This window comes from Streptomyces sp. NPDC002730 (assembly GCF_042888805.1).
GTDB lineage: Bacteria > Actinomycetota > Actinomycetes > Streptomycetales > Streptomycetaceae > Streptomyces.
In genome coordinates this window covers 129851-155606 of sequence record NZ_JBIAQG010000004.1, presented here as the reverse complement: position 1 = coordinate 155606, position 25756 = coordinate 129851, and the positions used below count along the sequence as shown (strand labels likewise).

The following is a 25756-nucleotide window of genomic DNA, read 5'->3' as shown; positions in this document are numbered from 1 at the left end:
CCGGAGCGGCCGACCGGGCGACCTGGCCCAGTCCCCGGATGCGGCTTGCCGGTGTGGATCCGATGGACGGCGGGCTCGATCCGGGCCATACGGCGCTCCCTTGGGCCTCGGTCTGGAGCAGTGTGACACCGCCCGGCGCGGCGGAGACCTGGATAGGGCATCGCACGCAACGGATCAAGAGCGGGCCGGAGAGTGCAAGGTCACAGCCTTTTCCCCTGCTGCACCTTTGCGGGCTTGACCTAACATCTGAGCATGACGGTCCTCCCCGACGACGGGTTTTCGCTGGCCGCCGAATTCCCGGATGCAACCCACGAGCAGTGGCAGGGCCTGGTGGCCGGTGTGCTGCGCAAGGCTGGCAAGGACATCCCGGACACGGCGGCCGAGGACGTGCTGTCCACGGCACTCGAGGACGGGCTCACCACCCGTCCGCTGTACACCGCACGCAACGGCGCCGACAGTGCCGGATATCCGGGCTTCGCGCCCTTCACCCGGGGCGGCAGGCCGCAGGGGGGTGCGGTCTCCGGCTGGGACGTACGCCAGCGTCATGACCGGCCCGATCCAGTACGTACGAACGAAGCCGTGCTCGCGGACCTGGAGAACGGGGTCGGCTCGGTGTGGCTGGCCGTCGGCCCGGCCGGAGTGCCGGTCTCCGGGCTCGGCGCGGCTCTGGACGGCGTCTATCTCGACCTGGCTCCCGTCGTACTCGATGCCGGAGCCGAATTCGACGCTGCCGCACGGGAGTTGCTGCGGTTGTACGAGGAGCGGGGAGTTGCCCCCGAGGCCGCGCTCGGCAACCTCGGCGCGGACCCGCTGGGGCATGCCGCGCGCACCGGGCAGTACGAGGACATCGCCGAACTCACGGCGGCCGCGACCGAACTCGGCCGGCTCTGCCATGGCACGTACCCCGGACTGCGGGCGCTGACCGTCGACGCACTGCCGTACCACGAGGCCGGCGCCTCGGCCGCCCAGGAGCTGGGCTGTTCGCTGGCCACCGGCGTCACGCTGCTGCGCGACCTCACCACTGCCGGACTGTCCGTGGAAGCGGCCTGCGGCCAGCTGGAGTTCCGGTACGCGGCCACCGCCGACCAGTTCCTGACGATCGCGAAACTGCGCGCCGCCCGCCGGGTGTGGGCCCGCGTCGCCGAGGCCTGCGGGGCCGATCCCGCCGCCGGGGCACAGCGCCAGCACGCGGTGACCTCTCCGGTAATGATGAGCCGGCGCGACCCGTGGGTGAACATGCTGCGTACCACGGTCGCCTCGCTCGCCGCGGGCGTGGGCGGCGCCGACGCCGTGACCGTACTGCCCTTCGACCACGCACTCGGACTGCCGGACGGCTTCGCCCGCAGGATCGCTCGCAACACCTCGACGATTCTGCTCGAGGAGTCGCATGTGGGCCGGGTCATCGACCCGGCGGGCGGCTCCTGGTACGTGGAGCAGCTCACCGACGAACTCGCGCAGGCGGCCTGGGCCTGGTTCCAGGAGATCGAGCGCGCCGGCGGCCAGGAGGCCGCGCTGCGCAGCGGTCTGGTCTCCGAGCGGCTCGGCACCACATGGGAGAGCCGTAAGAAGAACCTGGCCAAGCGGCGCGAACCGGTCACCGGTGTCAGCGAGTTCCCGCTGCTCGCCCAGGCGCCGGTGGAGCGCGACGCCGCGCCGGCCGCGCCGTCCGGCGGTCTGCCGAAGGTGCGCCGCGACGAGGCGTACGAAGCGCTGCGCGCCCGCTCGGACGCGCACCTCGCCGCCACCGGCGTCCGGCCGCGGGTCTTCCTGGCGGCGCTGGGCCCGGCCGCCGCGCACACCGCGCGCGCGTCGTTCGCCGCCAACCTCTTCCAGGCGGGCGGTATCGAAGCGGTCCACGATCCGGTGTCCGTCGACGCGGCCTCGGCCGCCGAGGCCTTCGTCCGCAGTGGCGCCGCGGTGGCGTGCATCTGCTCCAGCGATGCCCTCTACGCCGAGCAGGCCGGGCCGGTGGCCGAAGCGCTCAAGTCGGCCGGTGCGCTGCGGGTGTATCTCGCGGGCCGTCAGGGTGAGCAGCGTGAGACGTATGAACGGGCCGGGGTCGACGAGTTCGTCGTCGCGGGCGGCGACGCGGTCGCCGTCCTCACCTCCGTCCTCGACCAAATCGGAGTGGCGTGATGGGGATCCCTGACTTCTCAGGAATCGAGCTCGGGCCCGGCGACGCGCGCGGGGCCACCGAGGACCAGTGGCGTACGGCCGTCAAGGAAAGCACCGGCAAGGGCGACGCCGACCTGGTGTGGGACACCCCCGAGGGTATTCCGGTCAAGCCGCTGTACACCGGGGAAGACCTGGCCGGTCTTGACTTCCTCGGCACGTACCCCGGTGTCGCTCCGTATCTGCGCGGCCCGTACCCGACGATGTACGTCAACCAGCCGTGGACGATCCGTCAGTACGCCGGATTCTCCACCGCCGAGGAGTCCAACGCCTTCTACCGGCGCAACCTCGCCGCCGGACAGAAGGGGCTGTCGGTCGCCTTCGACCTGCCGACCCACCGCGGCTACGACAGTGACCACCCGCGGGTGACGGGCGATGTCGGCATGGCCGGTGTGGCCATCGACTCGATCTACGACATGCGCCAGCTCTTCGACGGCATTCCGCTGGACCGGATGAGCGTGTCGATGACGATGAACGGCGCCGTGCTGCCCGTTCTCGCGCTGTACATCGTGGCCGCCGAGGAACAGGGCGTACCGCCCGAGAAGCTGGCCGGGACCATCCAGAACGACATCCTCAAAGAGTTCATGGTCCGCAACACCTATATCTATCCGCCCCGGCCCTCGATGCGGATCATCTCGGACATCTTTGCCTACACCTCGCAGAAGATGCCGCGCTACAACTCCATCTCCATCTCCGGCTATCACATCCAGGAGGCCGGAGCCACGGCCGACCTGGAGCTGGCGTACACCCTCGCCGACGGTATGGAGTATCTGCGGGCGGGTATCGGCGCGGGACTCGACGTGGATGCCTTCGCGCCGCGGCTGTCGTTCTTCTGGGCGATCGGTATGAACTTCTTCATGGAGATCGCGAAGCTTCGGGCCGCGCGGCTGCTGTGGGCCAAGCTGGTGAAGAAGTTCGAGCCGCAGAACGCCAAGTCGCTCTCGTTGCGCACCCATTGCCAGACCTCGGGCTGGTCGCTGACGGCCCAGGACGTCTTCAACAACGTCACCCGCACCTGCGTGGAGGCCATGGCCGCCACCCAGGGACACACGCAGTCGCTGCACACCAACGCCCTGGACGAGGCGCTGGCCCTGCCCACCGACTTCTCCGCGCGTATCGCCCGCAACACCCAGTTGCTGCTGCAGCAGGAGTCCGGGACGTCCAGGGTCATCGACCCCTGGGGCGGCAGCGCCTACATCGAGAAGCTGACGTACGACCTCGCCCGCCGCGCCTGGCAGCACATCGAGGAGGTCGAGGCGGCCGGCGGCATGGCGCAGGCCATCGACGCCGGCATCCCCAAGCTGCGCGTCGAGGAGGCCGCGGCCCGTACGCAGGCACGCATCGACTCCGGACGGCAGCCCGTCATCGGCGTGAACAAGTACCGGGTCGAGACCGACGAGCAGATCGACGTGCTCAAGGTCGACAACTCCTCGGTGCGCACACAGCAGATCGAGAAGCTCCGGCGGCTGCGCGCCGAGCGCGACGAGGCCGCCTGCCAGGACGCGCTGCGTGCGCTGACCGCCTCTGCCGAGGCGGGCGCGAGCCAGGGCGGCGGCCTGGAGGGCAATCTGCTCGCGCTGGCGGTGAACGCGGCGCGGGCCATGGCGACCGTCGGCGAGATCTCCGACGCTCTGGAGAAGGTGTACGGACGGCATTCGGGCCAGATCCGTACGATCTCCGGTGTGTACCGAAACGAAGCCGGCACCTCCCCGGCAGTGGACGCCACCCGCACCCTGGTCGAGGAGTTCGAGGAGGCGGAGGGACGCCGGCCGCGCATCCTGGTCGCCAAGATGGGTCAGGACGGTCACGACCGCGGCCAGAAGGTGATCGCCACCGCCTTCGCCGACCTCGGCTTCGACGTGGATGTCGGCCCCCTGTTCCAGACGCCGGAAGAGGTGGCCCGTCAGGCGGTCGAGGCGGATGTGCACATCGTCGGTGTCTCCTCGCTGGCCGCCGGGCATCTCACGCTGGTACCCGCCCTGCGGGAGCAACTGGCCGCCGAGGGACGGGAAGACATCATGATCGTCGTGGGCGGAGTGATTCCGCCCCAGGACGTCCAGACGCTCCACGAGGCCGGAGCGGCCGCCGTCTTCCCGCCCGGCACGGTGATCCCGGACGCTGCCAGGGACCTGGTGAAGACACTGGCCGCCTCACTCGGCCACGAGTTGTGAGACTGTGCCACGGATGCCTCCCACGATCGACATCGACACCTATGTCAAGGGCGTACGTGACGGGTCGCGGGCGTACATCGCCCGCGCCATCACTCTCGTCGAGTCCACCCGTGCCGATCACCGTGCTCTCGCCCAGCAACTGCTGACCGAGCTGCTGCCGTTCTCCGGTACGGCACGGCGGGTGGGGATCAGCGGCGTGCCCGGCGTCGGCAAGTCCACCTTCATCGACGCGCTCGGCACGATGCTCACGGGCCTCGGCCACCGGGTCGCGGTGCTTGCCGTCGACCCGTCCTCGACGCGTACCGGCGGCTCCATCCTGGGCGACAAGACCCGGATGGAGCGGCTCGCGGTGGATCCGGCGGCGTTCGTACGACCCTCCCCCAGCTCGGGCACGCTGGGCGGCGTGGCCAAGGCGACGCGCGAAACCATGATCGTCATGGAGGCCGCGGGCTACGACGTGGTGCTCGTGGAGACCGTCGGCGTCGGCCAGTCGGAGACCGCCGTGGCCAACATGGTGGACTCGTTCCTGCTGCTCTCTCTCGCCCGTACCGGAGATCAGCTCCAGGGCATCAAGAAGGGCGTGCTGGAGCTGGCCGACGTGATCGCGGTCAACAAGGCGGACGGCCCGCACGAACGCGATGCCCGCTCCGCCGCGCGTGAACTCGCCGGTGCACTACGGCTGATGCACTCCGCCGACGCGGCATGGACTCCCCCGGTCCTTTCCTGCAGTGCCCGGGAGGGCAGCGGTCTCGACACGGTCTGGGAGCGGCTGGATCAGCACCGGGCGCTGCTGGACTCGACCGGCCGGCTCACGGCCAAGCGCCGCGACCAGCAGATCGACTGGGCCTGGACGATGGTCCACGACGAACTGCGGGACCGGTTGCGCAACCATCCCGAGGTGCGCACGCTCGCTCCGGGCCTCGAACAGCAGGTACGGGACGGGGAGTTGACGGCGACGCTGGCGGCGGAGCGTATCCTCGACGCCTTCCAGAACTGAGGCTCCGCCCCAGACCCCGCTCCTCAAACGCCGGAGGGGCTGAAATTCAGCCCGTCCGGCGATTGAGGACACGGCCGAAGGCCGTACGGGGGTCTGGGGGCTCTGCGTGCCCAGCCCAGGCGCTGCGCTGCCCCCTGCACGGAACACCCCGCCCACATCCCGGAGGGCCGGATCATCATCGACGTGTTATGAACCGCTGGACGCACCCTGCCCGAGGCGCAGACCGGATCCCCTCACGCGGGCCTTGATGCCATCGCGCTCCACGGTGATGTTCTGCAGCCGCAACTCCTTCAGCGAGTCCGGCAGTTCGAACGAGAGGGAGAGCCGCTCGGAGAGCTCCGGGGGCTTGAGTGCGAGCAGCGCCTCGACCAGTCCGGGGTCGATGCCCGCCTTCCGCAGCAGCTGCGGATGGTCGAGGACGACATCGACGAGATTGACCTTCATCAGACGCTCGATGAACTTCGGCGCGTTGGTGAGGCGGTGGAGCTCCTCCTCGCTCCGCAGCGCCTGGCGGATCTGCTTCTTGGAGACTCCGAGCCGGTCGACCACCGCGGGCACTGCCAGCAGCGCCTTCATACGGGCTCCTTCGCGGCTGATCCGCTCGGCCGCCTCGCGGTGCAGCCGTAGGCCGGAGTGGACCGGGTCCTTGCCCGGCCGGTAGGTGGCCACAGCGGGAATGTCGAGCTGCATATCGTCGAGAGTGGTGGTGAGAGCCCGTTCATTGTCGCGCTGGATGCGGGCGTATGCCCGTACGCGCAGATCCTGCCCGGCGACAGCGAGTTCACCGTTCACGCGCACTCCGTCGGCGCCACTGCCGGTGAAGCGGAGCTGCGAGGCACCCAGTTCGCGGTTGAGGTCGTCGAAGGAGAGCAGCACCTCACCGTCCAGTCCGCCGATGACGGCGCCCTTGATCGAGGTCGGCGCGTCGCCGACGATGCGTACATCCTTGGCGGTGGCCCGCACTTCGGCCAGTGAGACCCGATCGGCGGAGACGTCGGGGACGGTGACGTCGACCTGGTCGATCCGCTTGTCGAGAAGCTGGGTGAGGAACGGGAAGCCGTGGATGTCGACGTCCGGCCTGGTGGCAAGCCCGAGCGACTTCTGGAGCTTGTCCGCCGCCTTGCTCTGGGCGTACAACTCGGCAAGACGGTCGGCGAGCAGCAGACAAACGGTGCATATGAGGACGGCGGCGGCCAGCTTCACCACCGCGGGCAGAGCCGAGAGCCGGCTCTTGCCACGGTGGTTGGGCGGCGTCCAGTCGTCGTCGTCCGGGTCCGGGGTGAGCCCGAGTTCAAGGGGGTCGAGCGGGTCGTAGACGCTGAAGTCAGGTTCCGGATCTGACAGTTGAGCGAGTTCCTCGTACGGATTTCGTGAATGCGCTGATATGCGTGTGGGGGGTCGCATCGCCTCATCCCACCACGCGGGCCACCCTCGAACGCAAGTCCTACCGGGCGTACGTAATGGTTTGCGCCAAAGATCCGTCGACTCCGCGGCGCCCACCGCCGCACGCACGGTCGATGGCGTGACAGACGTCACCGAAAAGCCGACTGTCCGCGGAGGGACGTCCGCGCTCGCGGCCCGCCCGGACCCGCTCGAGCGCCCGGGGCATGGGGGCGCTCGGCGAGCCGGCGGAAGGAGTGGCCCTTGTTGCGGACGTACGGGTGGACGGCCGACACTGACGCCCCGATGGGGCGGTCAGCCCAGCGCCTTGAGGATCTCGGCGGCGAGCGGGGCGGAGGAGGCCGGGTTCTGGCCGGTGAACAGATTGCGGTCCACGGCCAGGTTCGGGGCCCACGGCTCGCCCTCCTGGAAGTCCACGCCGATCTCGACCAGGCGGTCCTGCAGCAGCCACTTCGCCTTGTCCGCGAGGCCCGCCTGGGTCTCCTCCGCGTTGGTGAAACCGGTCAGCCGGTAGCCGGCGAACGGTGAGCTGCCGTCCTCGCGCTTCGCGGCGAGCAGCGCGGCCGGGGCGTGGCAGACCACACCGAGGGGCTTGCCGGAGTCCAGGGCGGCGGTGAGGAGCTTGCCGGAGTCGGCGTTGACTGCCAGGTCCTCCATCGGGCCGTGGCCGCCGGGGTAGAAGACCACGGCGTAGTCGGCCAGGTCGACGTCCTCCAGCTTGAGCGGCTGCCGCAGAGCGGTGATCGACGTGAGATCGGCGGCGATCGCGTCGGCGTTCTCCTGGCCGCCGTTCACCTCGGGCGCGAGGCTCGCCTTGTCCACGGTGGGCACGACGCCGCCCGGCGTGGCGACGACGACCTCGTGACCCGCCCCGGTGAAGACCTTGTACGGAGCCACGGCCTCCTCCGCCCAGAAGCCGGTCGGGTGCCGGGTACCGTCGGCCAGTGTCCAGTAGTCCACGCCGGTGATCACAAACAGGATCTTCGCCATCTCGTATCTCTCCATCCGCTGACGCCTGCCTTCCCTGCGCAGCGCGTCATCTCACTGATGCCCTCGAACGTAGACCGCCCGATCATTGGGATCCAATAGGCTGTCCACCATGAGCCATAGGGAATCCAATGGATTGTCGGGAATACGGGAGCCGGCCACTGGGCCGCTCGATCTGACACTGCTGCGGACCTTCCTCGCCGTACACCGGGCCGGCTCGTTCACCGCGGCCGCTCGTCTGCTCGGTCTGTCCCAGCCGACCGTCACCACCCAGATCCGCTCCCTGGAGGGGCAGCTGGGCCGTGAACTCTTCGAGCGGCTGCCGCGTGGAGTTGCCCCCACCCCGGTCGCCGACGATCTCGCAGCCCAGATCGCCGCCCCGCTGGACGCCCTCGCCGCCGTTGCCGACCGCGGTCACATCGGGGAGGAGACCTCCGCCGGTCCGGTCCATCTGGCCGGCCCCGCCGAGCTCCTCTGCGTACGCGCGCTGCCCGCTCTGGCGCCCCTGGTGGAGCAGGGTGTACGGCTTCGGATCGGCACCGGTCTCACCGACGAACTGCTCGACGGCCTGCGCGTCGGCCATTACGACCTGGTGATCTCCACCATCCGCCCGCGCGGCCGCTCCCTCACCGCCGTACCGCTGATGGACGAGGAGTTCGTCCTGGTCGCCTCACCGCAGTGGGCGGTACGGATCGGCCCGGACAGGGTCGCGACGGAGGGCTCTGCCGCCCTGCGCGGCGTCCCTCTCGTGACATACGCCGAGGACCTGCCGATAGCCCGCCGCTACTGGCGCCATGTCTTCGGCACCCGTCTGACCGGTCAGGCCGCCGTGACGGTCCCTGATCTGCGCGGTGTGCTCTCGGCGGTCGCCGCCGGGGCCGGGATCACCGTGCTCCCCCGCTATCTCTGCGAGGGCGAGCTCGCCACCGGCACGCTGGTGTCGCTGCTGACGCCCGAAGACCCGCCGATCAACACCGGCTATCTGGTCCAGCGCCCCGGCATCTCGGACAACCCGCACCTTGCCCTGGTCCGCGACCGTCTGCTGCGCGAGGCCCGCACCTGGTGAAGGGTCCTGCACCGCGCGCTCAGGCCAGTACTCGCAGCACGTACGCGCAGCACAATCCCCGCACTCACCCTCCCGACGAGAACCGGACACGCCGGCTCGTCGGGCGAACGGTGGCGATCCGCGCATATCGAAGCGCGGCACGAGCCGCCGTCGGCCGGTGCCGACGGCAAGGCAGCGATCGGCTGGAGCGTTTCGCCGTCACGGATCGGGTTCGCGCACGCGGAAGCCGTCCACCGGACGGTCCGGCGTCCCGCGTGTCATGTGTGCGGGAGCCACTGCTGCAATTCGGCGCCGGGTGGAGCGAAGCGCGCAGGGACGCATTGGGGTGGCACAGCGCACCGACTGACGCACCCTTCGGCTCACTTCATATCTGAGCAGCGAAAAACGGCGGGGCACATTCCGGTACGGGCACCACAAGCCCCTGGCGCGGCACTCCGTCACTCCTGACTCGGGAGTCAGCTGACTGCACTTCAGCAAACGGTTCCCGCCGTTTACTCCGTCGCCCACAGCGCACCCGCAGGCCCACCCGTACGGCCCTGGCGGACGCACCACTTTGGATCGCATCCGAACCACACCCATCCGTACCGCACTTGCCGCCGTTGGACGCGCGTAGAGCGGCCGAAAGGCGATCTTGCCGCAAGCCCATCCGGAGTCGAGGATTCCAACCGGCGCAGGTTGTCAGGGCCATGACGGTGACTCAATCGTCATGGCCCGGCCCGGCGTGTTGACGGGCCCGCCCACCCAGCAGGCCCTGGATTCCCCCACCGGAGGATGTAGTGAACATCAAGCGCTTCTCCCCCCTCCGCGGCGTCGCGAGACGTGCGCGGCTGATCGCCGTCGTATCCAGTCTGCTGACCGTCTCCGCGCTTGCGGCCCCGACCGCCGTTGCCGAATCGGCCGACGGCGCACGGGCCACCGCCGCCCAGCTCGCCCAGGCGAGCGACGCCGTGCTCCAGGCGGACGTACCCGGCACCGCCTGGTACACGGACAAGGCCACGGGCAAGCTCGTCGTCACGGCGGACAGCACCGTCTCCGCCGCCGAGATAGCCAAGATCAAGGAAGCTGCGGGCACGCGTGCCGGGGCCCTTGAGATCGAACGCACCACCGGCAGGTTCAACAAGCTGATCGCGGGCGGCCAGGCCATCTACACCGGCGGCGGACGCTGCTCGCTCGGCTTCAATGTTCGCAGCGGAAGCACGTACTACGCCCTCACCGCGGGCCACTGCACCAATATCGGCAGCACCTGGTACACCAACTCCGCCAACACCACGGTGCTGGGTTCCACCGCCGGTTCCAGCTTCCCGACCAACGACTACGGCATCATCCGGCACTCCAGTGCGTCGGCCGCCGACGGCAGGGTCTACCTCTACAACGGCTCCTACCGTGACATCACGGCTGCCGGCAATGCCTCCGTCGGTCAGTCCGTACAGCGCAGCGGCAGCACCTCCGGCCTGCACAGCGGCACGGTCACCGCCCTCAACGCGACCGTCAACTACGGCGGTGGAGACATCGTCTACGGGCTGATCCAGACCAACGTCTGCGCAGAGCCCGGCGACAGCGGCGGCCCGCTGTTCTCCGGCAGCACCGCTCTCGGACTGACCTCGGGCGGCAGCGGCGACTGCTCCTCCGGCGGCACCACGTTCTTCCAGCCGGTCACCGAGCCGCTGAGCGCCTACGGAGTGAGCATTTTCTGATGCGCTGACCTGAGCGCGACGGGCAGGCCGACGCCTGCGCGGCCCGGAAGGACCGCCCTGGACACCGCCGCCACTCCGGTGCCCGGGGCGGTCCGTACGCGGACCCGGATGACCAGCAGGCCGGGAAAACTGAGGGACCGGCCCGTCGTGGACACGGTCCCGGCGAGTCCGCCGCCGGCTGGCTAGGGTGAGGACATGGTCACTTCTCACGTCCTCACCTGGGAAGTCACGGAGAGCCAGGGGTACGAGACCTCCTGGATCGAACTCCGCGGCACGACCCTACGGGCCCATGGACGCGCGGTGGGAACCAGACCGGATCCGTACTGGATCTCGTACGACCTCGAAACAGGGGACGACTACGTCACCCGTGAGTTGCGGGTTCACGCCGCGACCGCCACCGGTTCGCACGAACTCCGCCTGCGACACGACGATGACGGCCGGTGGACCGCCAACGGGAAGCACATCCCCGACGTCGACGGCGCGCTCGACTGCGACCTGAGCCTGAGCCCGCTCACCAACACCATGCCGGTACTCCGGCACGGACTCCACCTGGCGCCCGGCCGACAGGATTTCCTGATGGCCTGGGTCTCGGTGCCGGACCTGACCGTGCACGCGTCACAGCAGACCTACACCCACCTCGCGCGAACCGAACGCGGTGCGCTCGTACGGTTCGCGTCGGGCGACTTCCGCAGCGAAGTGGAGTTCGACGCGGAAGGGCTGGTCGTCGACTACCCGGGCCTGGCCCACCGGTTTTCAGCCGGCGCGGGCTGGCCGCAGCCATAGCGACCGGACGGTGGCAGTCCCCGGCAAGGTCAGGCCGCGTCCTGCAGTTTTTCGAAGAAGAACTCGTGCTTGAGAAACGAGGTGTCGTACTCGTGGCCGGGCTGGGGCGGGATCAGCTGAGACGCCTGGAACAGCCGCCAGCCGTCCTCCAGCGCGGCAACCCCGGACTCGTACGGCGGCTCGTCCCCGTCCCCGGTGGTCGGCCGGGTGCGGCCGGTGCCGTCGTAGCGGGACCAGCCGACCACCTCCGAGTCGAGTGCCGAGGTGGCGAGATAGAGAACCAGGACCTGCTGTCTCATGCGTTGCTCCCGAGCGTCGGGCGGTTGGTCACGCGGGTCACCCAGTGTTCGATGTCGAAGGTGTCGTCGCCGGTCAGCGCACGCCAGAGACGGACGCGGTTGTAGATCTCGAGCCTGCCGGTGGCGTGTTCGTACCACGGGAAAGAGGCGCTCAGTTCGGTGGTGACGCCCGGATCGTCGAGGTCGCGGATGTCCCAGAGGCGCACCTGTGGCACGGTCGGATTGAAGCGGATCTTGAACATATGGCGGGGGGTGTCGCTGTCGTTGCGGCGCCCGCCGTGCCACAGGCCGTGGTGCAGCAGCACCACGGTGCCGGCCGGGCAGGTCAGCCGGGTCTGGCCGCGCAGATTCTGGTAGCGGCCGGTGTCGCTCTCGTTGGTACGGCGCAGATGACTGCCCGGCACGCTGAGGGTGCCGCCCATCTCGGTGGTCACCTCGTGCGGGTAGTACATGAGCTGCACGTCGAAGGCGTCCGGGCGCACGTCGATGATGGCGTCGCCGTGCAGTGGCTGCGCGTTTCCCTCGCGCGGCTCGCGGATGTGTACGGCGTGGTGGTCGACGGTCGGCGCGGGGCCGACGAGGCTCCGCAAGGCCCCGGCGACCGGCGGTAGTTCGACGAGCCGGCGCGCGAACGATCCCTCGGAGAAGGCCTCGTCCACCGGGGTGCCGTAGGGCACATCGGGGATTCCCTCCGACAGGACGCCGATCGCCCGGTCGTTCATCTCCCGCGGTACGACCGCGTCCATCCGTAGAGAGCCGTGCGCGACAAACCGCGCCATCTGGACCGAGGTCAGTAGCTCGGTGCTGGTAGACATACGGCAACCGTAGGAAGCAACCTCGCTTCTGTCGTGGGTTGGAATCATCGACCACTGGTAATTTCTCACCATGGAAAATGTGGCCATCCGGCTGGACGAGCCACCCCGTGTGGCGAACATCGGGGTGGGGGTGCACGGGGTCACCGGACCGTGCGACGTGTTCCGGCTGCCCGGGCTGTGGCAGCTGCATCTGTACGCATACGAGGGCGAGCTCACCCTCGGCGGCACCGTGCATCGCATCCGTCCCGGCCGGGTGAGTCTTGTCCCGCCCGACACCGAGGTGCGCTACCGCTACCGCGGCAGATCCGAGCACCTGTACGCGCACTTCGCGCTGTCCGGATCGGGTGACCCGCGCACCGTGCCGGTGATGCAGGACGCCGGCGCCGACGCGCCGTTGCTGTCCACGCTGCTGCGGCGCGGCGTCGCGGCGATGCCCGGCACACCGGCGAAGGCGGCCGCCGCCGCGTGGGCGGCGCTCTGGCAGGTGGTGGAGCTGAGCACGCCCGAGCGGCCCGGCGGACTTCCGCCCGCGGTCGCCGCAGCCATGGCCCATATCGAGGCGCACCTCGCCGAACCGCTGACGGTGCCGGACATCGCGCAGGTGGCCGGGGTGTCGCACAACCACCTCACCCGGCTCTTCCGCGCCGAGACCGGCAGCACCGTCATCGCCCATATCCGCCGCCGGCGTCTGGAACGGGCCCGCCATCTGCTGCGGGCCTCGACGCTCGCCATCCCGGCGGTGGCGGCGGCCGTCGGCATTCCCGATCTCCAGGCGTTCAACAAGGCGTGCCACCGCGAACTGGGCGGCTCGCCCCGCGCCGTCCGCGCAGCTGCTCCCTCGCCGCGTCCCTACAGCACGCGGAGCGTCCAGGACCAGCGGTAGGTCCCCGCCCCGACCAGATACGCCGGCAGGGTGTCCGGCCCGCAGGATGCCGTACCGAGGCCGCGGTGAGCGGCGTCGATATGGACCACCGGGCAGGCGCGCGGGGTGAGTTCGTCATGGTGCTGGGCCGCGTCGAGATCGTGCGCGCGGTGGCGTACGACGCTGACCTGGCGCGGGCTGTCGAGCCTTACCACCAGACCCGGACCGGCCTCGGATGCCGTGAGCGAGAAGCCGCGTACGCCGTGCCGTCCGCCGCTCTCCTGCGGACGCAGATACGGCGTGAACAACGCGTCCACGGAAGCGCGGTGGTGCCCAACGGCCGCGCCCGCACTGCGGTCCGGATACGACTCCGAGGGACCGTGCCCGTACCACTCGATCAGGTCGAGTCCGCTGAGCGTCTCGAAGACGGATCCGACCCGTGCGACATCGGACAGTCGCTCCGGGAGGACAGCCGTCTCCTCGACGAGGAAACCGTCCGGCACCGGGGTGAAGACCTGCTCGTGCAGAACCGTGCCGGCCCCGGTGTCGTACGCGGAGCGCACGGACACCCGATGGCCGTCGCGGGTCACCGAGACCGGCTTGCGTACGAGGGTGTCGAGCCCGAGCGTGCGCCAGTGGTCCGCGGTGCCGCCCAGGAGATCGTTGTCGGTCGGCGCGCGCCACAGGCTCAGCACCGGCGGTGCGGTGAGCAGGGGATGGACGAGCAGCCCGTCCTCGTCGATCTCGACCGGGCCGGCCGAGGGGGTGGCGTCGAGTGGGTCCCGCTCCCTCAGCCGTACCTGCGGGGTGCACAGTTCGGTACCGCGCGGTGCCCAGACCTCGTCGTCCCTTGTGGTCACCCGCAGGGTCAGCCACGTCTCTCCGCTGCCCTCCGGCAGCGCGGCAAGGAGGTCATGCGGCAGCGGGAGCTCGGCGGAGCCGCCGGGTGCCACGGCGGGAAGGGTGGCCGGGGAGGTGGCGGTTCCCGCGTTCTCGGCCGAGAGCTGCCACTCGGCCGTCAGCCAGGACAGATCGCGGAAGTGCTGATGGTTGTGGACCTTCAGCGCCCCGCCTCCGGCCGGCGCCCAGCCTTCGGCCGACAGCCATGACAGTCGTACCGGAGCGGCCAGTTCACGGTGTTCGTACATCGCGGGCTTGGGTGTGCGGTCGGGGAAGAGCAGGCCGTCCGCGCAGAACGCTCCGTCGTTCGGGGTGTCGCCGAAGTCACCGCCGTACGCCCAGCGGTAGCCCTCGGCGGCCACACCGTTCGCGTACGCGCCCGCGCCCGCCCGTCCCGCGGGCCGGCCGTCGGACCGCCGCTGCAGGATGCCGTGGTCCCACAGCTCCCAGATGAACCCGCCCTGCAGACCTGGAGTGGACTCGATGGCCTGCCAGTGGTCGGCGAGCGTGCCGTTGCTGTTGCCCATGGCGTGCGAGTACTCGCACAGGATCAGCGGTTTGGTCTGGGTGCCCGAGCGGGCGTGCGCGACGATCTCGTCGAGGGACGCGTACATCGGGCAGAGGATGTCGCTCGCGATGTCCTTCGAGGACCAGTCGGTCTTCGCGGCACCCTCGTACTGCAGCGGCCGGGTGGGATCGTGGCGGCGCAGCCAGCCGGCCGCGGCGTCGTGGTTGGCTCCGTAGTCGCTCTCGTTGCCCAGCGACCAGATGATGACGCTGGGATGGTTCTTGTCGCGCAGCACCATGCGCGACACCCGGTCCACGAAGGCGGACAGATAGCGCGGGTCGTCGGCGATCTCATGAGCGTGGTCGTGGCTCTCGATGTCCGCCTCGTCCACGAGGTACAGCCCCAGCTCGTCGGCAAGGTCGAGCAGCGCCGGGTCGCCCGGGTAGTGCGAGGTGCGGACGGCGTTGAACCCGAAGCGCTTGACCGTCTCCAGATCGGCGCGCATCTCTTCCACGCGGAGGGTGCGCCCGGTGAGCGGATGGAAGTCGTGCCGGTTGACGCCGCGGATGAATACGCGCTCGCCGTTGACCAGCAGGTCCCGGCCGCGGATCTCGATGTCGCGGAAGCCGATGCGGTGGTACGAGGTGTCGGCGACCGTACCGTCCGCGCGGTGCAGCCGCACGGTGAGGCCGTACAGCTCGGGTTTCTCGGCCGACCACGGGCGTACGCCGCTGAGCGTGGCGCTCAGCCGGGCCTCGCCGAGAAAGTCCGAGACCCGGTAGGCGGCCCGGTTCGCCGCGTCGAACCCGGCGTCCTGGACGAGGTCGCCGAACCCCTCCAGGTGACCGCTGATCGACCAGCCCTCGGGCAACGGGCCTTCGGACGGTCCGCGCACCTGGCAGTCGACGCGCAGCGCGCCGTCCTGCCCGGCCCTTACGGTCACATCGGCGAGGTGCAGCGGGTCGGTGGCGTACAGCAGCACCGAGCGGGTGATGCCGCCGTGCCACCACTGGTCCTGGTCCTCGACATGGGTGGCGTCGGACCACTTGACCACGGTGAGGCGCAGGATGCTTCGCTGTCCCGGCCGTACCACCTCGGTCAGGTCGAACTCGCTAGCCAGATGGGAGTCCTTGCCGATGCCGACGGCCTGCCCGTCGATCTCCACGATCAGCACGCTCTCCGCCGCGCCGACCTGGAGCACAATGCGGCGGCCCGCCCATTCGGCGGGGATGTCCACCTCGCGCTCATGGACTCCGGTGGGGTTGTCAGCCGGTGATGCGGGCGGGTAGTGCGCCCACGGCATCGTCACATTGGTGTAGTGCGGCAGGTCGGGCGCGCCGGCGTCCTGCATGGTCCAGGCGCCGGGCACCTCCAGCCGGGACCAGCTGTCGGAGAGCGGCGCATCAGGTGCGGGCAGCAGCTGGAAACGCCACTCCCCGTCAAGGCTGACACTCCCCCGGCGGCGGTCCACGGCGTGCATCGGCAGCCGTCGCCAGGAGGTGATCTCGGGCGATTCCCACGGGCGTACGAGCAGCATCAGCGGATGGCTCCCTTGGCCAGGTCGGCGATCATCTGGCGGGCGCCGATGGCGAAGACGATCAGCAGCGGGATCAGTGCGAGCAGCGCGCCGGTCATCACCATGCCGTAATCGGTCGTGCCGTGCACACCGTTGAGCTGCGACAGCGCGACCTGAAGCGTCACATGACCGGGGTTGACCAGGGCGATCAGCGGCCAGGCGTAGTCGTTCCACTGGCCCATGAAGGTGAAGATGCCGAGGAAGGCGAGGCCGGGGCGGACGACCGGCAGTGCCACGTGCCAGTACTGGCGCAGAAATCCGCAGCCGTCGAGACGGGAGGCGTCCATCAGCTCGTCGTGGATCGCGCCCCTCATGTACTGGCGCATCCAGAAGATGCCGAAGGCGTTGGCAGCGGCCGGCACGACGAGGGCGGTGAGCGAACCGATCCAGCCGATCCGGGCCATGATCACGAACTGCGGGATGGCCTGGAGCTGAGCGGGCACCATGAAGATACCCATCATGATCACGAACAGTGTCCGTCGGCCGGGAAACCGGAACTTGGCGAAGACGAAGGCGGCCAGCGAGTCGAAGAACAACACCAGGAACGTCACGGACCCCGCGACGATCAGGGAGTTGAACATCGAGCCGAAGAAGTCGACGCTGTCGAAGAGATTGCCGACGTTCTCGCCGAAGTGCGAGCCCGGCAGCAGCTTCGGCGGGAACTGGAAGATCTCGCTCGTCGAATGCGTCGACATGACGACGGTCCAGTAGAACGGGAACAGCGAGACGAGCACGCCGAGGATCAGCGCCAGGTGCAGGGCGAGTCCTCGGGGCCGTGCGCCCTTGATGGTCTTCATTCCTTTCATGACAGTCTCCCTCTACTTTTCCCGGCGCTGCACCAGGCGCCAGTTGATGATCGAGAAGACGGCGACGATCAGGAAGATGCCCCAGGCGATCGCGGCGCCGTAGCCGAAGTCGTTGTTGTCGAAGGTCTGCTGGAAGAAGTAGAGGACCATCGTCTGGCCGGCGTTGTCCGGACCGCCCGCGAAGGTCGAGGTGTTGGCGGTGGTCTGGAGCAGCACCTGCGGCTCGGAGAAGCTCTGGAGACCGGTGACCGTCGACACCACCAGGGTGAAGAGGATGACCGGACGCATCAGCGGCACCGTGACCCGGAAGAAGGTCTGCACGGGCCCGGCGCCGTCGACGCGAGCGGCCTCGTACAGCTCGGTCGGGATGGTCTGCAGACCGGCGAGGAAGATGATGGCGTTGTAGCCGGTCCACTGCCAGCTCATCAGCGAGGCGATGGCGACCTTGATGCCCCAGGGCGTGTTCAGCCAGGCCACCGAGTCCAGGCCGAGACCCTGGAGTACCGCGTTGACCAGGCCGAAGTTGGTACTGAAGACCGAGCCGAAGATGATGGCGATCGCGACGACCGAAGTGACGTTCGGGAGGAAGTACGCGAAGCGGTAGAAGCTCTTGAGGCGCACCGCGGAGTTGAGCAGTACCGCGGTCACCAGCGCGATGAAGAGCATGGGGAGCGTCGCTATGGCCCAGATGATCAGGGTGTTGCCGATGGCGTGCCAGAACTGCGTGTCGCCGAGGAGATAGCGGTACTGCGAGAGGCCCGCGTACTCCATCGAGCCCAGGCCGTCCCAGCGGTGGAACGACAGATAGAGCGAGAAGCCCACCGGTATCAGGCCGAAGCAGAGGAACAGCAGGTAGAAGGGCGAGATCGCGAGATACAGCCGCCAGTGTCCCAGTACGGAACGGGACTTGGGGGCAGCGACCGCGGGGGCGGAGACGGCTGTCCGGCTCTCGATGGTGGTGGTCATCTCAGCTCACCCCCAGGTGTTCCGCGATGCGCCGGCACTTGCTCATGGCGTCCTTCCACGCTCGGTCCGGGTCCTTGCCCAGGGTGTGCACCTTGGTGAGCTCGTCGGAGACCGGCTGCTGCAGGGGCACGTCGTACGGGCTGTTGAAGGCGACCGGGATCCTCTCGGCGGCCGGGCCGAAGACGTCGATGGTGATCTGCCCGCCGAAGAACGGGTCCGGATCGCGCATGGCCTTCTGTGCGTACGAGGCCGGGGTGGACGGGAAGAGCGAGGCGTCGACAAAGCCACGGGTCTGGTTGTCCGCGTTCAGCAGCCAGGTGATGATCGCGAAGGCCTGCTCGGGCTCCCGGCAGGCCATGGTGACGGCCAGGAAGGAGCCGCCGTTGTTGGCGGGCCCGCCCGGCATGGCGGCCACTCGCCACTTCCCCTTCGTCCTGGGCACGGCCAGCTTGAGGTCACCGGCCGCCCATGAGGCGTTGAGCTGGCTGGGGAGGCGGCCCTGCTCCATGGCCGCGTTGCCGTCCGGGGTACCGCTGACGACCTGCGAGATCAGTCCGCGACGGCGCGCCTCGATCGCCAGGTCCCAGGCATCGGTCACATGGTTCTGGTCGCCGATGAAGTGCCGGTCCTTGTCCACGAATCGCCTGGTGCCCTGGTTGACCGCGTTCCAGAAGACGGTGAGGGGGTCGACGAGCAGAAAGGCACCCGGCACCCGCTTCTTGAGCTGCTCCCCGGCCGTGAAGTACTTCTCCCAGGTGTCCGTCGCCGCGGAGACCTCAACAGGTTCGGTCGGCAGGCCGGCCTTGTCGAAGACATCGGCACGGTAGTAGTGGACGACGGGCCCGGTGTCGATCGGGAACCCGACCATGCGTCCGTCGGGGGCGATGCCCTGCTCCCATTTCCACGGCAGGTACTGGTCCTTGAGCCGGTCGGCGCCGAGTGTGCGCAGGTCCACGAACTGATCGGCGTTGGGGAGGTAGGAGGCCATGTCCTCGCCCTTGAGCCCGGTGATGTCCGGCACGAAGGCGTGGCCCGCCATGGTGGTCAGCAGCTTCGACCTGAAGTAGCCGCCGATCTGCACCGGCTTGAGCGCCACGTCCGTGAAGCGGCTGCCGGCCTTGGCCACAACCTTGTCGCTCAGTCCTCCGGTCCAGTACCAGAGGGTCATGTCGCGGCCGCTGGAGCCGCGAGGAACCGCGCAGCCTGCCGCAGTGGAGCCGAGTGCCGCGACGGCCGATGTGGCCAGGCCTGCGCGCAGCAGCCCTCTTCGGGAGAGGTGCACTGCTCACACCGCCTTTCGGTGTTTTCGGACGGGTGGTCGGCGAGGGGGGTTGAGCGGGAGGAGTTCGGCGAGGGGAGTTCACCGGGGGGTGACGGGTGGGTGGTGCGGGGCAGGGCCGGGGTCGGCGGGGATACGGTCGGTCAGGAAGCCGTAGGTGCGGGACAGTCCGGGGTCGTTCGAGCCCGTCGTACGCCACCACTGGTCGATGCCGTACCAGCCCGGCGCGGCGAGCGCGCCGGTGTGCCGCTGTACGGAGAGGCCGGCGGCGAGGCAGGAGAAGCGCAGCCGGTCGGCGAGCGGCCAGCCGCCGAGCGTGGCGGCGACGAAGCTCGCGCCGAAGACGTCTCCGGCGCCGGTCGCGTCCACGACATCGATGTCGAGAGCGGCCATGTCGTGGGCCGAGACCTCCGCGTGCTCGCCGGTCGTCTGGTCGACGGCGACAGCGCCCGCGCGACCACGTGTGATCACGGCGACGGGTGTCAGTTCGGCGAGCCTGGCAAGTGCGGCGGCCGGACTGTCGGCGCCGGTGTAGCCCATCGCCTCGGTGTCGTTGGGCAGGAAGGCATGGCACAGGGAGAGCTGGTCGAGCACCTCGCCGGACCACTGCTCGGTGGGGTCCCAGCCGATGTCGGCGAAAATCAGGGTGCCGGCGGCCGCGGCTTTGCCCAGCCACTCCTGATGCTCGGCACCGATGTGTACCAGCGCGGTACGGGCGGGCGGCGGATCGTGGAGCAACTCGTCCTGGGTGTGGACGGGTTCCCGGCCGTGGGTGACCAGCGCGCGGTCGTGGTCATGGGCGATGGAGACCGTGACCGGGGTGTCCCAGCCCGCTGCCGTCCGGGAGAGGGACAGGTCGATGCCCTCCTGCCCGGCGAGGATCTCCCGGCAGTGCGTGCCGTAGTAGTCGTCGCCGAAAACCGTGGCCAGTGAGGTGTCCAGACCGTACCGGGCCGCTGCCACGGCGAGGTTGGCGATTCCGCCGGGACCGCAGCCCATCCCGCGGGTCCAGATCTCCTCGCCCGGTGTCGGCGGCTTGCCGAGACCGGTGAGCACAAGGTCGTAGAAGAGCAGCCCGGTCAGCAGGACATCGGCTCCGGTCTCCTCGTCCACGGGCGTCCTCTCGTCAAAGACCTGCAAGGCGTGGACAGGATCGTGCGCCCGACGCTCAGAATTGGCAATACTTGAGCGCGAAAGCGCATAGAAATGATTGAGATTGACGAGTAGCGTTCACGGTGTGCTGGCTGAGCGACGACATCAACTCATCCTGCGGGCTCTGCGATCAGGCGGCCCCGCAGCCGTGACCGACCTGTCCGAACGGCTCGGCGTCAGCCCCGCGACCGTCCGGCGCGACCTGGTCAAACTGGAGGAAGAGGGCCTGCTCACGCGGGTCCACGGGGGAGCCGCGGTCGAGGAAGGCGATCAGCCTTTCGCGGAGGTCGCCGAGATCAGGGTCCCGGAGAAGGACGCCATAGCGGTCCAGGCGGCCGCCATGGTCGAGGACGGGCAGTCCGTGCTCCTCGACATCGGCACCACCGCCTACCGCCTCGCCCGGCAGCTGCACGGCCGCAGACTGACCGTGATCACCAGCAATCTGGTGGTGTACGAGGAGCTGGCGGACGACACCGGGATCGAGCTGATCCTGCTCGGCGGGATGCTCCGGCGGGAGTACCGCTCCCTGGTCGGCTTCCTCACCGAGGACAATCTGCGCCAGCTGCACGCGGACTGGCTGTTCCTCGGTACGAGCGGCATCCGTCCCAACGGCCAGGTCATGGACACCACGGTGGTCGAGGTCCCGGTCAAGCGGGCGATGATCGCGGCCGCCGACACGGTGGTGCTGCTCGCCGACGGGGGCAAGTTCCCCGGCACCGGCATGGCCAGGGTCTGCGGCCCCGAATCCCTCGACACGGTGGTGACCAACGCCCCGGCGGACCCGGCGACCAGTTCGGCGTTCGACGAGGCAGGAGTGAAGGTGGTTGAGGTATGAGGCTCACGATCCTCGGCGGCGGCGGCTTCAGACTGCCGTTGGTGTACGGCGCGCTGCTCGGCGATCACGCCGATGGCCGGATCACCGAGGTCACGCTGCACGACGTGGACGCCGGCCGGCTGGCCGCGATCGCGCGGGTGCTGACCGACCAGGCGGCGGGTGTGCCGGACGCGCCGGAGGTCACCGTCACCACCGACCTCGACGAGGCGCTGCGCGGCGCCGACTTCGTGTTCTCCGCGATCCGGGTCGGCGGCCTGGAAGGCCGTGCGGCCGATGAGCGTATCGCGCTCGCCGAGGGTGTACTGGGCCAGGAGACGGTCGGCGCGGGCGGCATCGCCTACGGCCTGCGTACCGTCCCGGTGGCGGTGGACATCGCCCGTCGTATCGCCCGGCTCGCCCCCGATGCCTGGGTCATCAACTTCACCAATCCGGCCGGCCTGGTCACCGAAGCCATGTCCCGCCACCTCGGCGACCGGGTCATCGGCATCTGCGACTCGCCGGTGGGCCTCGGCCGACGCGTCGCCCGGGCGCTGGGGGCCGATCCCGACACCGCCTGGATCGACTACATCGGCCTCAACCACCTCGGCTGGCTCCGCGGGCTGCACATCGAAGGCCAGGACGCACTCCCCCAGTTGCTTGCCGATCCCGCACTGCTCGGCTCGTTCGAGGAGGGCAAACTCTTCGGCGCCGACTGGCTCCAGTCGCTCGGCGCGATCCCCAACGAATACCTGCACTACTACTACTTCAACCGCGAGGCGGTCCGCGCCTACCAGGAGGCGAAACAGACCCGCGGCGCCTTCCTGCACGACCAACAGGCCCGGTTCTACGAGGAGATGAAACAGCCGGACGCCCCAGCGCTGGCGACCTGGGACCGCACCCGCGCAGAGCGCGAAGCGACGTACATGGCACACAACCGCGAGGCGGCCGGAGCCGGCGAGCGCGACGCCTGTGACCTGGAGTCCGGCGGGTACGAGAAGGTCGCCCTCGCCCTGATGCGAGCCATCGCACACAACCAGCGCACCACCCTGATCCTCAACGTGCGCAACCGCACCACGCTCTCCGTGCTCGATACGGACGCGGTCATCGAGGTCCCGTGCTTCGTGGATGCGAACGGCGCCCATCCCGTCTCCGTGGCTCCCCTGCCGCTCCACGCCACCGGACTGGTGACCGCCGTCAAGGCCGTCGAGCGCGAGATCCTCGCCGCGGCCGACAGCGGCTCACGCACCACCGCCGTCAAGGCCTTCGCCCTGCACCCCCTCGTCGACTCCGTGACCGTCGCCCGCCGACTCGTCGACGGCTACACCAGCGCCCACCCCGCTCTCGCGTATCTGAGGTAGGAGTCCGCACATGCACGACGAACGCCGCCGCATCGAGGAGCGCGTCGAGCGCATCCTGCAGCAGCGCATCCAGCCCGCCGTCCACGCCGTATCGCTCCCCTTCGAGGTCGAGGCGTGGGAGGTTCCCGACGAGCCGGTGCCCTTCGCCGAGGCCGAGGCCCAGACGTACAAGCCGTTCGCGATGGGGACGCCATGGGGGCCGCCCTGGGGCACTACCTGGTTCAAGGTGCGGGGCGAGGTCCCCGCGGAGTGGGCGGGCCGGCGCGTCGAGGCCGTCTTCGATCTCGGCTTCGTCGGCGACTGGCCCGGCAATCAGGCCGAGGCACTCGTGCACACGCCGGACGGCAGCCCGCTCAAGGCCGTCAACCCGCAGAACCAGTACGTCCCGGTCGCCAACCCCGCAGTCGGCGGGGAGCGGATCGACTACCTCATAGAGGCCGCCTCCAACCCGGACATCCTGGCCAACGACTTCCGCGGGCCGACCCCGCTCGGCGACAAGGCCACGGCGGGCCGCAAGCCGCTCTACAATTTCGCCCGCGCCGATCTCGCCGTACTCGACGAGGACGTGTGGCACCTCTCCCTCGACCTGCAGGTACTGCGCGAGCTGATGCTGGAGCTCGGCGAGCACGACCCGCGCCGACACGAGATCATGCACGCCCTCGACCATGCGCTCGACGCCCTGGCACTGGACGACATCTCCGGTACGGCGGCAGATGTACGGGAGCTGCTCAGGCCGGTCCTGGAGCGTCCCGCGCACGCCAGCGCGCACACCATGTCGGCCGTCGGCCATGCCCATATCGACAGCGCGTGGCTCTGGCCGATCCGCGAGACGAAGCGCAAGACCTCGCGGACCTTCTCCAATGTGACGGCGCTGGCGCAGGAGTACCCGGAGTTCATCTTCGCCTGCTCGCAGGCGCAGCAGTACGCGTGGGTGCGCGACAACTATCCGCAGGTCTGGGCCGGTATCCAGGAGGCCGTGCAGAACGGCCAATGGGCACCGGTCGGCGGCATGTGGGTGGAGGCGGACGGCAACCTGCCCGGCGGGGAGGCGCTCGCACGCCAACTCGTCCATGGCAAGCGCTTCTTCCTCGACGAGTTCGGCATCGAGACCAAGGGCGTGTGGCTGCCGGACTCCTTCGGCTACAACGCCTGCTATCCGCAGCTGGCCAAGCTGGCGGGCAACGAGTGGTTCCTCACTCAGAAGCTCTCCTGGAACCAGACCAACAAGCTGCCCCATCACACGTTCTGGTGGGAGGGCATCGACGGGACGCGGGTCTTCACGCACTTCCCGCCGGTGGACACGTACAACGTGGAATTCTCCGGGCAGGAGATGGCGCACGCGGTCCGCAACTACCAGGACAAGGGACGCGGCACGCGCTCGCTGGCTCCGTTCGGCCACGGTGACGGCGGTGGCGGCCCGACCCGCGAAATGATGGAGCGGGCGCGGCGGCTGGCCGACCTGGAGGGTTCGGCCAAGGTCAAGGTCGAGCACCCGGACATCTTCTTCGCCGCGGCGCAGGCCGAGTACCCGGACGCTCCGGTGTGGTCCGGCGAGCTGTACCTGGAGCTGCACCGCGCCACATACACCTCCCAGGCCCGCACGAAGCAGGGCAACCGGCGCAGCGAACACCGCCTGCGTGAGGCCGAGTTGTGGTCCGCCACGGCCGCGCTGCACGTGCCGGGCCACTCCTATCCGTACGAAAGGCTCGACCGTCTCTGGAAGACAGTGCTGCTGCACCAGTTCCACGACATCCTGCCGGGTTCGTCGATCGCCTGGGTCCATCAGGAGGCGGAGGCGGAGTACGCGCGAGTGGCGGCGGAGCTCGAGGAGATCACCGCGGAGGCGGTCGCCGCACTCGGCGACGGAGCCCCAAGGGTCTTCAACACCAGTCCGCGTGACCGCGCGGAGGTGGTGCAGGTCCCCGCCGGCACTGCGGCAGCAGGTCAGCAGCTGTCCGACGGCGCGGTCGCCGTGTACGCCGCGGTCCCGGCCTCCGGCAGCGCACCGATCCCGGCGGTGGTACCGATGCCGGCGCCCGTCAGCGTCACCGGCCGCGTACTGGACAACGGCCTGGTCCGCGTGGAGTTCGCCGAGGACGGCACCCTCGCCTCCGTACGCGACCTGGCCGCCGACCGCGAGGTCCTCGCCGCCGCCGGCAACGTTCTCCGGCTCCACAGCGACCTGCCCAACTACTGGGACGCCTGGGACATCGACAAGCACTACCGGAACCGCTTCACCGACCTGCTCGGCGCCGAGTCGGTCACCGTCACCGAATCGGGCCCGCTGCTCGGCGCCGTCCGTGTCGAGCGCGCCTTCGGCAAGGGCTCGAGGATCGTCCAGACCATCACGGTCCGGGCCGGCAGCCGCCGTATCGACGTGGAGACGGAGATCGACTGGCACGAGGCCGAGAAGATCCTCAAGGCGGCGTTCCCGATCGACGTGCGCGCCGACCGGTCCACCGCGGAGATCCAGTTCGGGCATGTCCACCGCCCCACGCACACCAACACCAGCTGGGAGGCGGCCCGTTTCGAGGTGTACGGCCACCGCTGGGTCCATGTCGCCGAGCCGGGCTACGGCGTGGCGGTGATCAACGACTCGACGTACGGACACGACGTCGCCCGTACCACTCGCGAGGACGGCGGTACCACGACCACGGTCCGTCTCAGCCTGGTCCGCGCCCCCCGCGTCCCGGACCCCGGGGCCGACCAGGGCATCCACCGCTTCACCTACGCCCTGCTGCCCGGTGCGACGGTGGAGGACGCGATCATGGAGGGGTACGCCCTCAACCTGCCGCTGCGCGTGGCTGGGGCGGCTCGCGATGTCGAGCCGCTGGTGAGCAGTGACGACCCGGCCATGACGATCGAGGCGGTGAAATTGGCCGACGACCGGTCCGGCGATGTGGTGGTTCGGCTCTACGAGTCCCTCGGCGGCCGGGCGAAGGCAACGCTGCACACCGGCTTCCCGCTGGCCGGCGCCAAGGTCACAGACCTCCTGGAGCGTCCGGTGCCGGGCGAGTCCGTGACTGTCGAGAAGGACGCGGTGGCGCTGCGGCTGCGCCCCTTCCAGATCCTGACGCTGCGGCTCTCACGGGCATAGCGGGCGTGCCGCCGGAGTGAGGTGTCCACCGCCGTGGCGCGGTGGAAGGCGGC

General features: G+C 69.4%; 19 protein-coding genes. 10 read left to right on the top strand and 9 right to left on the bottom strand.

The features are described from left to right. Window positions 1-252 precede the first annotated feature (252 nt). From ACFYXH_RS11915 to meaB, 3 genes are read left to right on the top strand one after another with little or no spacing between them, the layout of a single operon-like run. Window positions 253-2136 carry a methylmalonyl-CoA mutase family protein gene (locus tag ACFYXH_RS11915; RefSeq protein WP_389561947.1) on the top strand — a complete coding sequence of 628 codons (1884 nt, stop codon included), beginning with the start codon at window positions 253-255 and terminating at the stop codon, window positions 2134-2136. Beyond that, entirely contained in the window at window positions 2136-4343 is a 2208-nt protein-coding gene (gene scpA / locus ACFYXH_RS11910; RefSeq protein WP_389561946.1) for a methylmalonyl-CoA mutase, read from the top strand. The genes ACFYXH_RS11915 and scpA overlap by 1 nt, the downstream gene beginning before the upstream one ends. A 13-nt stretch (window positions 4344-4356) precedes the next feature. Then, entirely contained in the window at window positions 4357-5340 is a 984-nt protein-coding gene (meaB, locus tag ACFYXH_RS11905) for a methylmalonyl Co-A mutase-associated GTPase MeaB (protein WP_389561945.1), read from the top strand. 186 nt (window positions 5341-5526) lie between these two features. On the opposite strand, the gene ACFYXH_RS11900 is transcribed toward meaB, so the two are convergent. Together ACFYXH_RS11900 and ACFYXH_RS11895 are read right to left on the bottom strand one after the other, a co-directional pair. Then, window positions 5527-6744 (bottom strand): DUF2993 domain-containing protein, encoded by a 1218-nt coding sequence (locus tag ACFYXH_RS11900; protein ID WP_389561944.1) that lies wholly within the window; start codon window positions 6742-6744, stop codon window positions 5527-5529. A gap of 291 nt (window positions 6745-7035) precedes the next feature. Continuing rightward, window positions 7036-7731: a type 1 glutamine amidotransferase domain-containing protein gene (locus ACFYXH_RS11895; RefSeq protein WP_389561943.1), complete on the bottom strand. Its 696-nt coding sequence runs from the start codon at window positions 7729-7731 to the stop codon at window positions 7036-7038. A gap of 109 nt (window positions 7732-7840) precedes the next feature. Here ACFYXH_RS11895 and ACFYXH_RS11890 point away from each other — a divergent pair, with 109 nt between their 5' ends. From ACFYXH_RS11890 to ACFYXH_RS11880, 3 genes are all read left to right on the top strand, one after another. Further along, entirely contained in the window at window positions 7841-8794 is a 954-nt protein-coding gene (locus tag ACFYXH_RS11890) for a LysR family transcriptional regulator (protein WP_389561942.1), read from the top strand. Between the two features lie 776 nt (window positions 8795-9570). Beyond that, window positions 9571-10488 (top strand): S1 family peptidase, encoded by a 918-nt coding sequence (locus tag ACFYXH_RS11885; protein WP_389561941.1) that lies wholly within the window; start codon window positions 9571-9573, stop codon window positions 10486-10488. A gap of 195 nt (window positions 10489-10683) precedes the next feature. Continuing rightward, on the top strand, window positions 10684-11271 hold the full coding sequence (locus ACFYXH_RS11880) for a putative glycolipid-binding domain-containing protein (RefSeq protein ID WP_389561940.1): 588 nt from the start codon (window positions 10684-10686) through the stop codon (window positions 11269-11271). 29 nt (window positions 11272-11300) lie between these two features. On the opposite strand, the gene ACFYXH_RS11875 is transcribed toward ACFYXH_RS11880, so the two are convergent. Continuing rightward, a complete protein-coding gene (locus tag ACFYXH_RS11875) occupies window positions 11301-11570 on the bottom strand; it encodes a hypothetical protein (protein ID WP_389561939.1) in 270 nt (89 codons plus the stop codon). After that, entirely contained in the window at window positions 11567-12385 is an 819-nt protein-coding gene (locus ACFYXH_RS11870; RefSeq protein ID WP_389561938.1) for a phytanoyl-CoA dioxygenase family protein, read from the bottom strand. The genes ACFYXH_RS11875 and ACFYXH_RS11870 overlap by 4 nt, the downstream gene beginning before the upstream one ends. Before the next feature lie 70 nt (window positions 12386-12455). Between ACFYXH_RS11870 and ACFYXH_RS11865 the strand changes: the two genes are divergently transcribed. Next, window positions 12456-13268, top strand: coding sequence for a helix-turn-helix domain-containing protein (locus ACFYXH_RS11865; protein WP_389561937.1), 813 nt, complete (start codon window positions 12456-12458; stop codon window positions 13266-13268). Here the strand turns inward: ACFYXH_RS11865 and ACFYXH_RS11860 are convergent. The 5 genes from ACFYXH_RS11860 to ACFYXH_RS11840 all read right to left on the bottom strand — a co-directional run bounded on the left by ACFYXH_RS11860 (window position 13235) and on the right by ACFYXH_RS11840 (window position 20395). Further along, window positions 13235-16192, bottom strand: a complete 2958-nt coding sequence (locus ACFYXH_RS11860) for a glycoside hydrolase family 2 TIM barrel-domain containing protein (RefSeq protein WP_389561936.1) — start codon at window positions 16190-16192, stop codon at window positions 13235-13237. The two genes, ACFYXH_RS11865 and ACFYXH_RS11860, sit on opposite strands and share 34 nt — an antisense overlap. Then, on the bottom strand, window positions 16192-17028 hold the full coding sequence (locus ACFYXH_RS11855; RefSeq protein WP_389562240.1) for a carbohydrate ABC transporter permease: 837 nt from the start codon (window positions 17026-17028) through the stop codon (window positions 16192-16194). The genes ACFYXH_RS11860 and ACFYXH_RS11855 overlap by 1 nt, the downstream gene beginning before the upstream one ends. A 21-nt stretch (window positions 17029-17049) precedes the next feature. Beyond that, the gene (locus tag ACFYXH_RS11850) at window positions 17050-18003 is read right to left on the bottom strand and encodes a carbohydrate ABC transporter permease (RefSeq protein ID WP_389561935.1); all 954 of its coding nucleotides are present in this window, start codon (window positions 18001-18003) and stop codon (window positions 17050-17052) included. Between the two features lies 1 nt (window position 18004). After that, window positions 18005-19285 carry an ABC transporter substrate-binding protein gene (locus tag ACFYXH_RS11845; protein ID WP_389561934.1) on the bottom strand — a complete coding sequence of 427 codons (1281 nt, stop codon included), beginning with the start codon at window positions 19283-19285 and terminating at the stop codon, window positions 18005-18007. Between the two features lie 78 nt (window positions 19286-19363). Then, on the bottom strand, window positions 19364-20395 hold the full coding sequence (locus ACFYXH_RS11840) for a PfkB family carbohydrate kinase (RefSeq protein WP_389561933.1): 1032 nt from the start codon (window positions 20393-20395) through the stop codon (window positions 19364-19366). A gap of 124 nt (window positions 20396-20519) precedes the next feature. Between ACFYXH_RS11840 and ACFYXH_RS11835 the strand changes: the two genes are divergently transcribed. Genes ACFYXH_RS11835 through ACFYXH_RS11825 form a run of 3 tightly spaced genes read left to right on the top strand, consistent with a single transcriptional unit; the run spans window position 20520 to window position 25703 of the window. Beyond that, entirely contained in the window at window positions 20520-21269 is a 750-nt protein-coding gene (locus tag ACFYXH_RS11835; protein WP_389561932.1) for a DeoR/GlpR family DNA-binding transcription regulator, read from the top strand. Continuing rightward, window positions 21266-22606 carry a 6-phospho-beta-glucosidase gene (locus ACFYXH_RS11830; RefSeq protein ID WP_389561931.1) on the top strand — a complete coding sequence of 447 codons (1341 nt, stop codon included), beginning with the start codon at window positions 21266-21268 and terminating at the stop codon, window positions 22604-22606. The genes ACFYXH_RS11835 and ACFYXH_RS11830 overlap by 4 nt, the downstream gene beginning before the upstream one ends. 10 nt (window positions 22607-22616) lie before the next feature. Further along, window positions 22617-25703 carry an alpha-mannosidase gene (locus ACFYXH_RS11825; RefSeq protein ID WP_389561930.1) on the top strand — a complete coding sequence of 1029 codons (3087 nt, stop codon included), beginning with the start codon at window positions 22617-22619 and terminating at the stop codon, window positions 25701-25703. The last annotated feature ends 53 nt before the right edge of the window (window positions 25704-25756 follow it).

Excerpts from the sequence above, each read along its gene's own strand:
- ACFYXH_RS11895 (WP_389561943.1), bottom strand. The coding sequence starts at position 7,731 with ATGGCGAAGATCCTGTTTGTGATCACCGGCGTGGACTACTGGACACTG.
- ACFYXH_RS11855 (WP_389562240.1), bottom strand. The coding sequence starts at position 17,028 with ATGAAGACCATCAAGGGCGCACGGCCCCGAGGACTCGCCCTGCACCTG.
- ACFYXH_RS11825 (WP_389561930.1), top strand. The coding sequence starts at position 22,617 with ATGCACGACGAACGCCGCCGCATCGAGGAGCGCGTCGAGCGCATCCTG.
- ACFYXH_RS11900 (WP_389561944.1), bottom strand. The coding sequence starts at position 6,744 with ATGCGACCCCCCACACGCATATCAGCGCATTCACGAAATCCGTACGAG.
- ACFYXH_RS11880 (WP_389561940.1), top strand. The coding sequence starts at position 10,684 with ATGGTCACTTCTCACGTCCTCACCTGGGAAGTCACGGAGAGCCAGGGG.
- ACFYXH_RS11860 (WP_389561936.1), bottom strand. The coding sequence starts at position 16,192 with ATGCTGCTCGTACGCCCGTGGGAATCGCCCGAGATCACCTCCTGGCGA.
- ACFYXH_RS11875 (WP_389561939.1), bottom strand. The coding sequence starts at position 11,570 with ATGAGACAGCAGGTCCTGGTTCTCTATCTCGCCACCTCGGCACTCGAC.
- ACFYXH_RS11830 (WP_389561931.1), top strand. The coding sequence starts at position 21,266 with ATGAGGCTCACGATCCTCGGCGGCGGCGGCTTCAGACTGCCGTTGGTG.
- ACFYXH_RS11865 (WP_389561937.1), top strand. The coding sequence starts at position 12,456 with ATGGAAAATGTGGCCATCCGGCTGGACGAGCCACCCCGTGTGGCGAAC.
- ACFYXH_RS11870 (WP_389561938.1), bottom strand. The coding sequence starts at position 12,385 with ATGTCTACCAGCACCGAGCTACTGACCTCGGTCCAGATGGCGCGGTTT.
- scpA (WP_389561946.1), top strand. The coding sequence starts at position 2,136 with ATGGGGATCCCTGACTTCTCAGGAATCGAGCTCGGGCCCGGCGACGCG.
- meaB (WP_389561945.1), top strand. The coding sequence starts at position 4,357 with ATGCCTCCCACGATCGACATCGACACCTATGTCAAGGGCGTACGTGAC.
- ACFYXH_RS11890 (WP_389561942.1), top strand. The coding sequence starts at position 7,841 with ATGAGCCATAGGGAATCCAATGGATTGTCGGGAATACGGGAGCCGGCC.
- ACFYXH_RS11915 (WP_389561947.1), top strand. The coding sequence starts at position 253 with ATGACGGTCCTCCCCGACGACGGGTTTTCGCTGGCCGCCGAATTCCCG.
- ACFYXH_RS11850 (WP_389561935.1), bottom strand. The coding sequence starts at position 18,003 with ATGACCACCACCATCGAGAGCCGGACAGCCGTCTCCGCCCCCGCGGTC.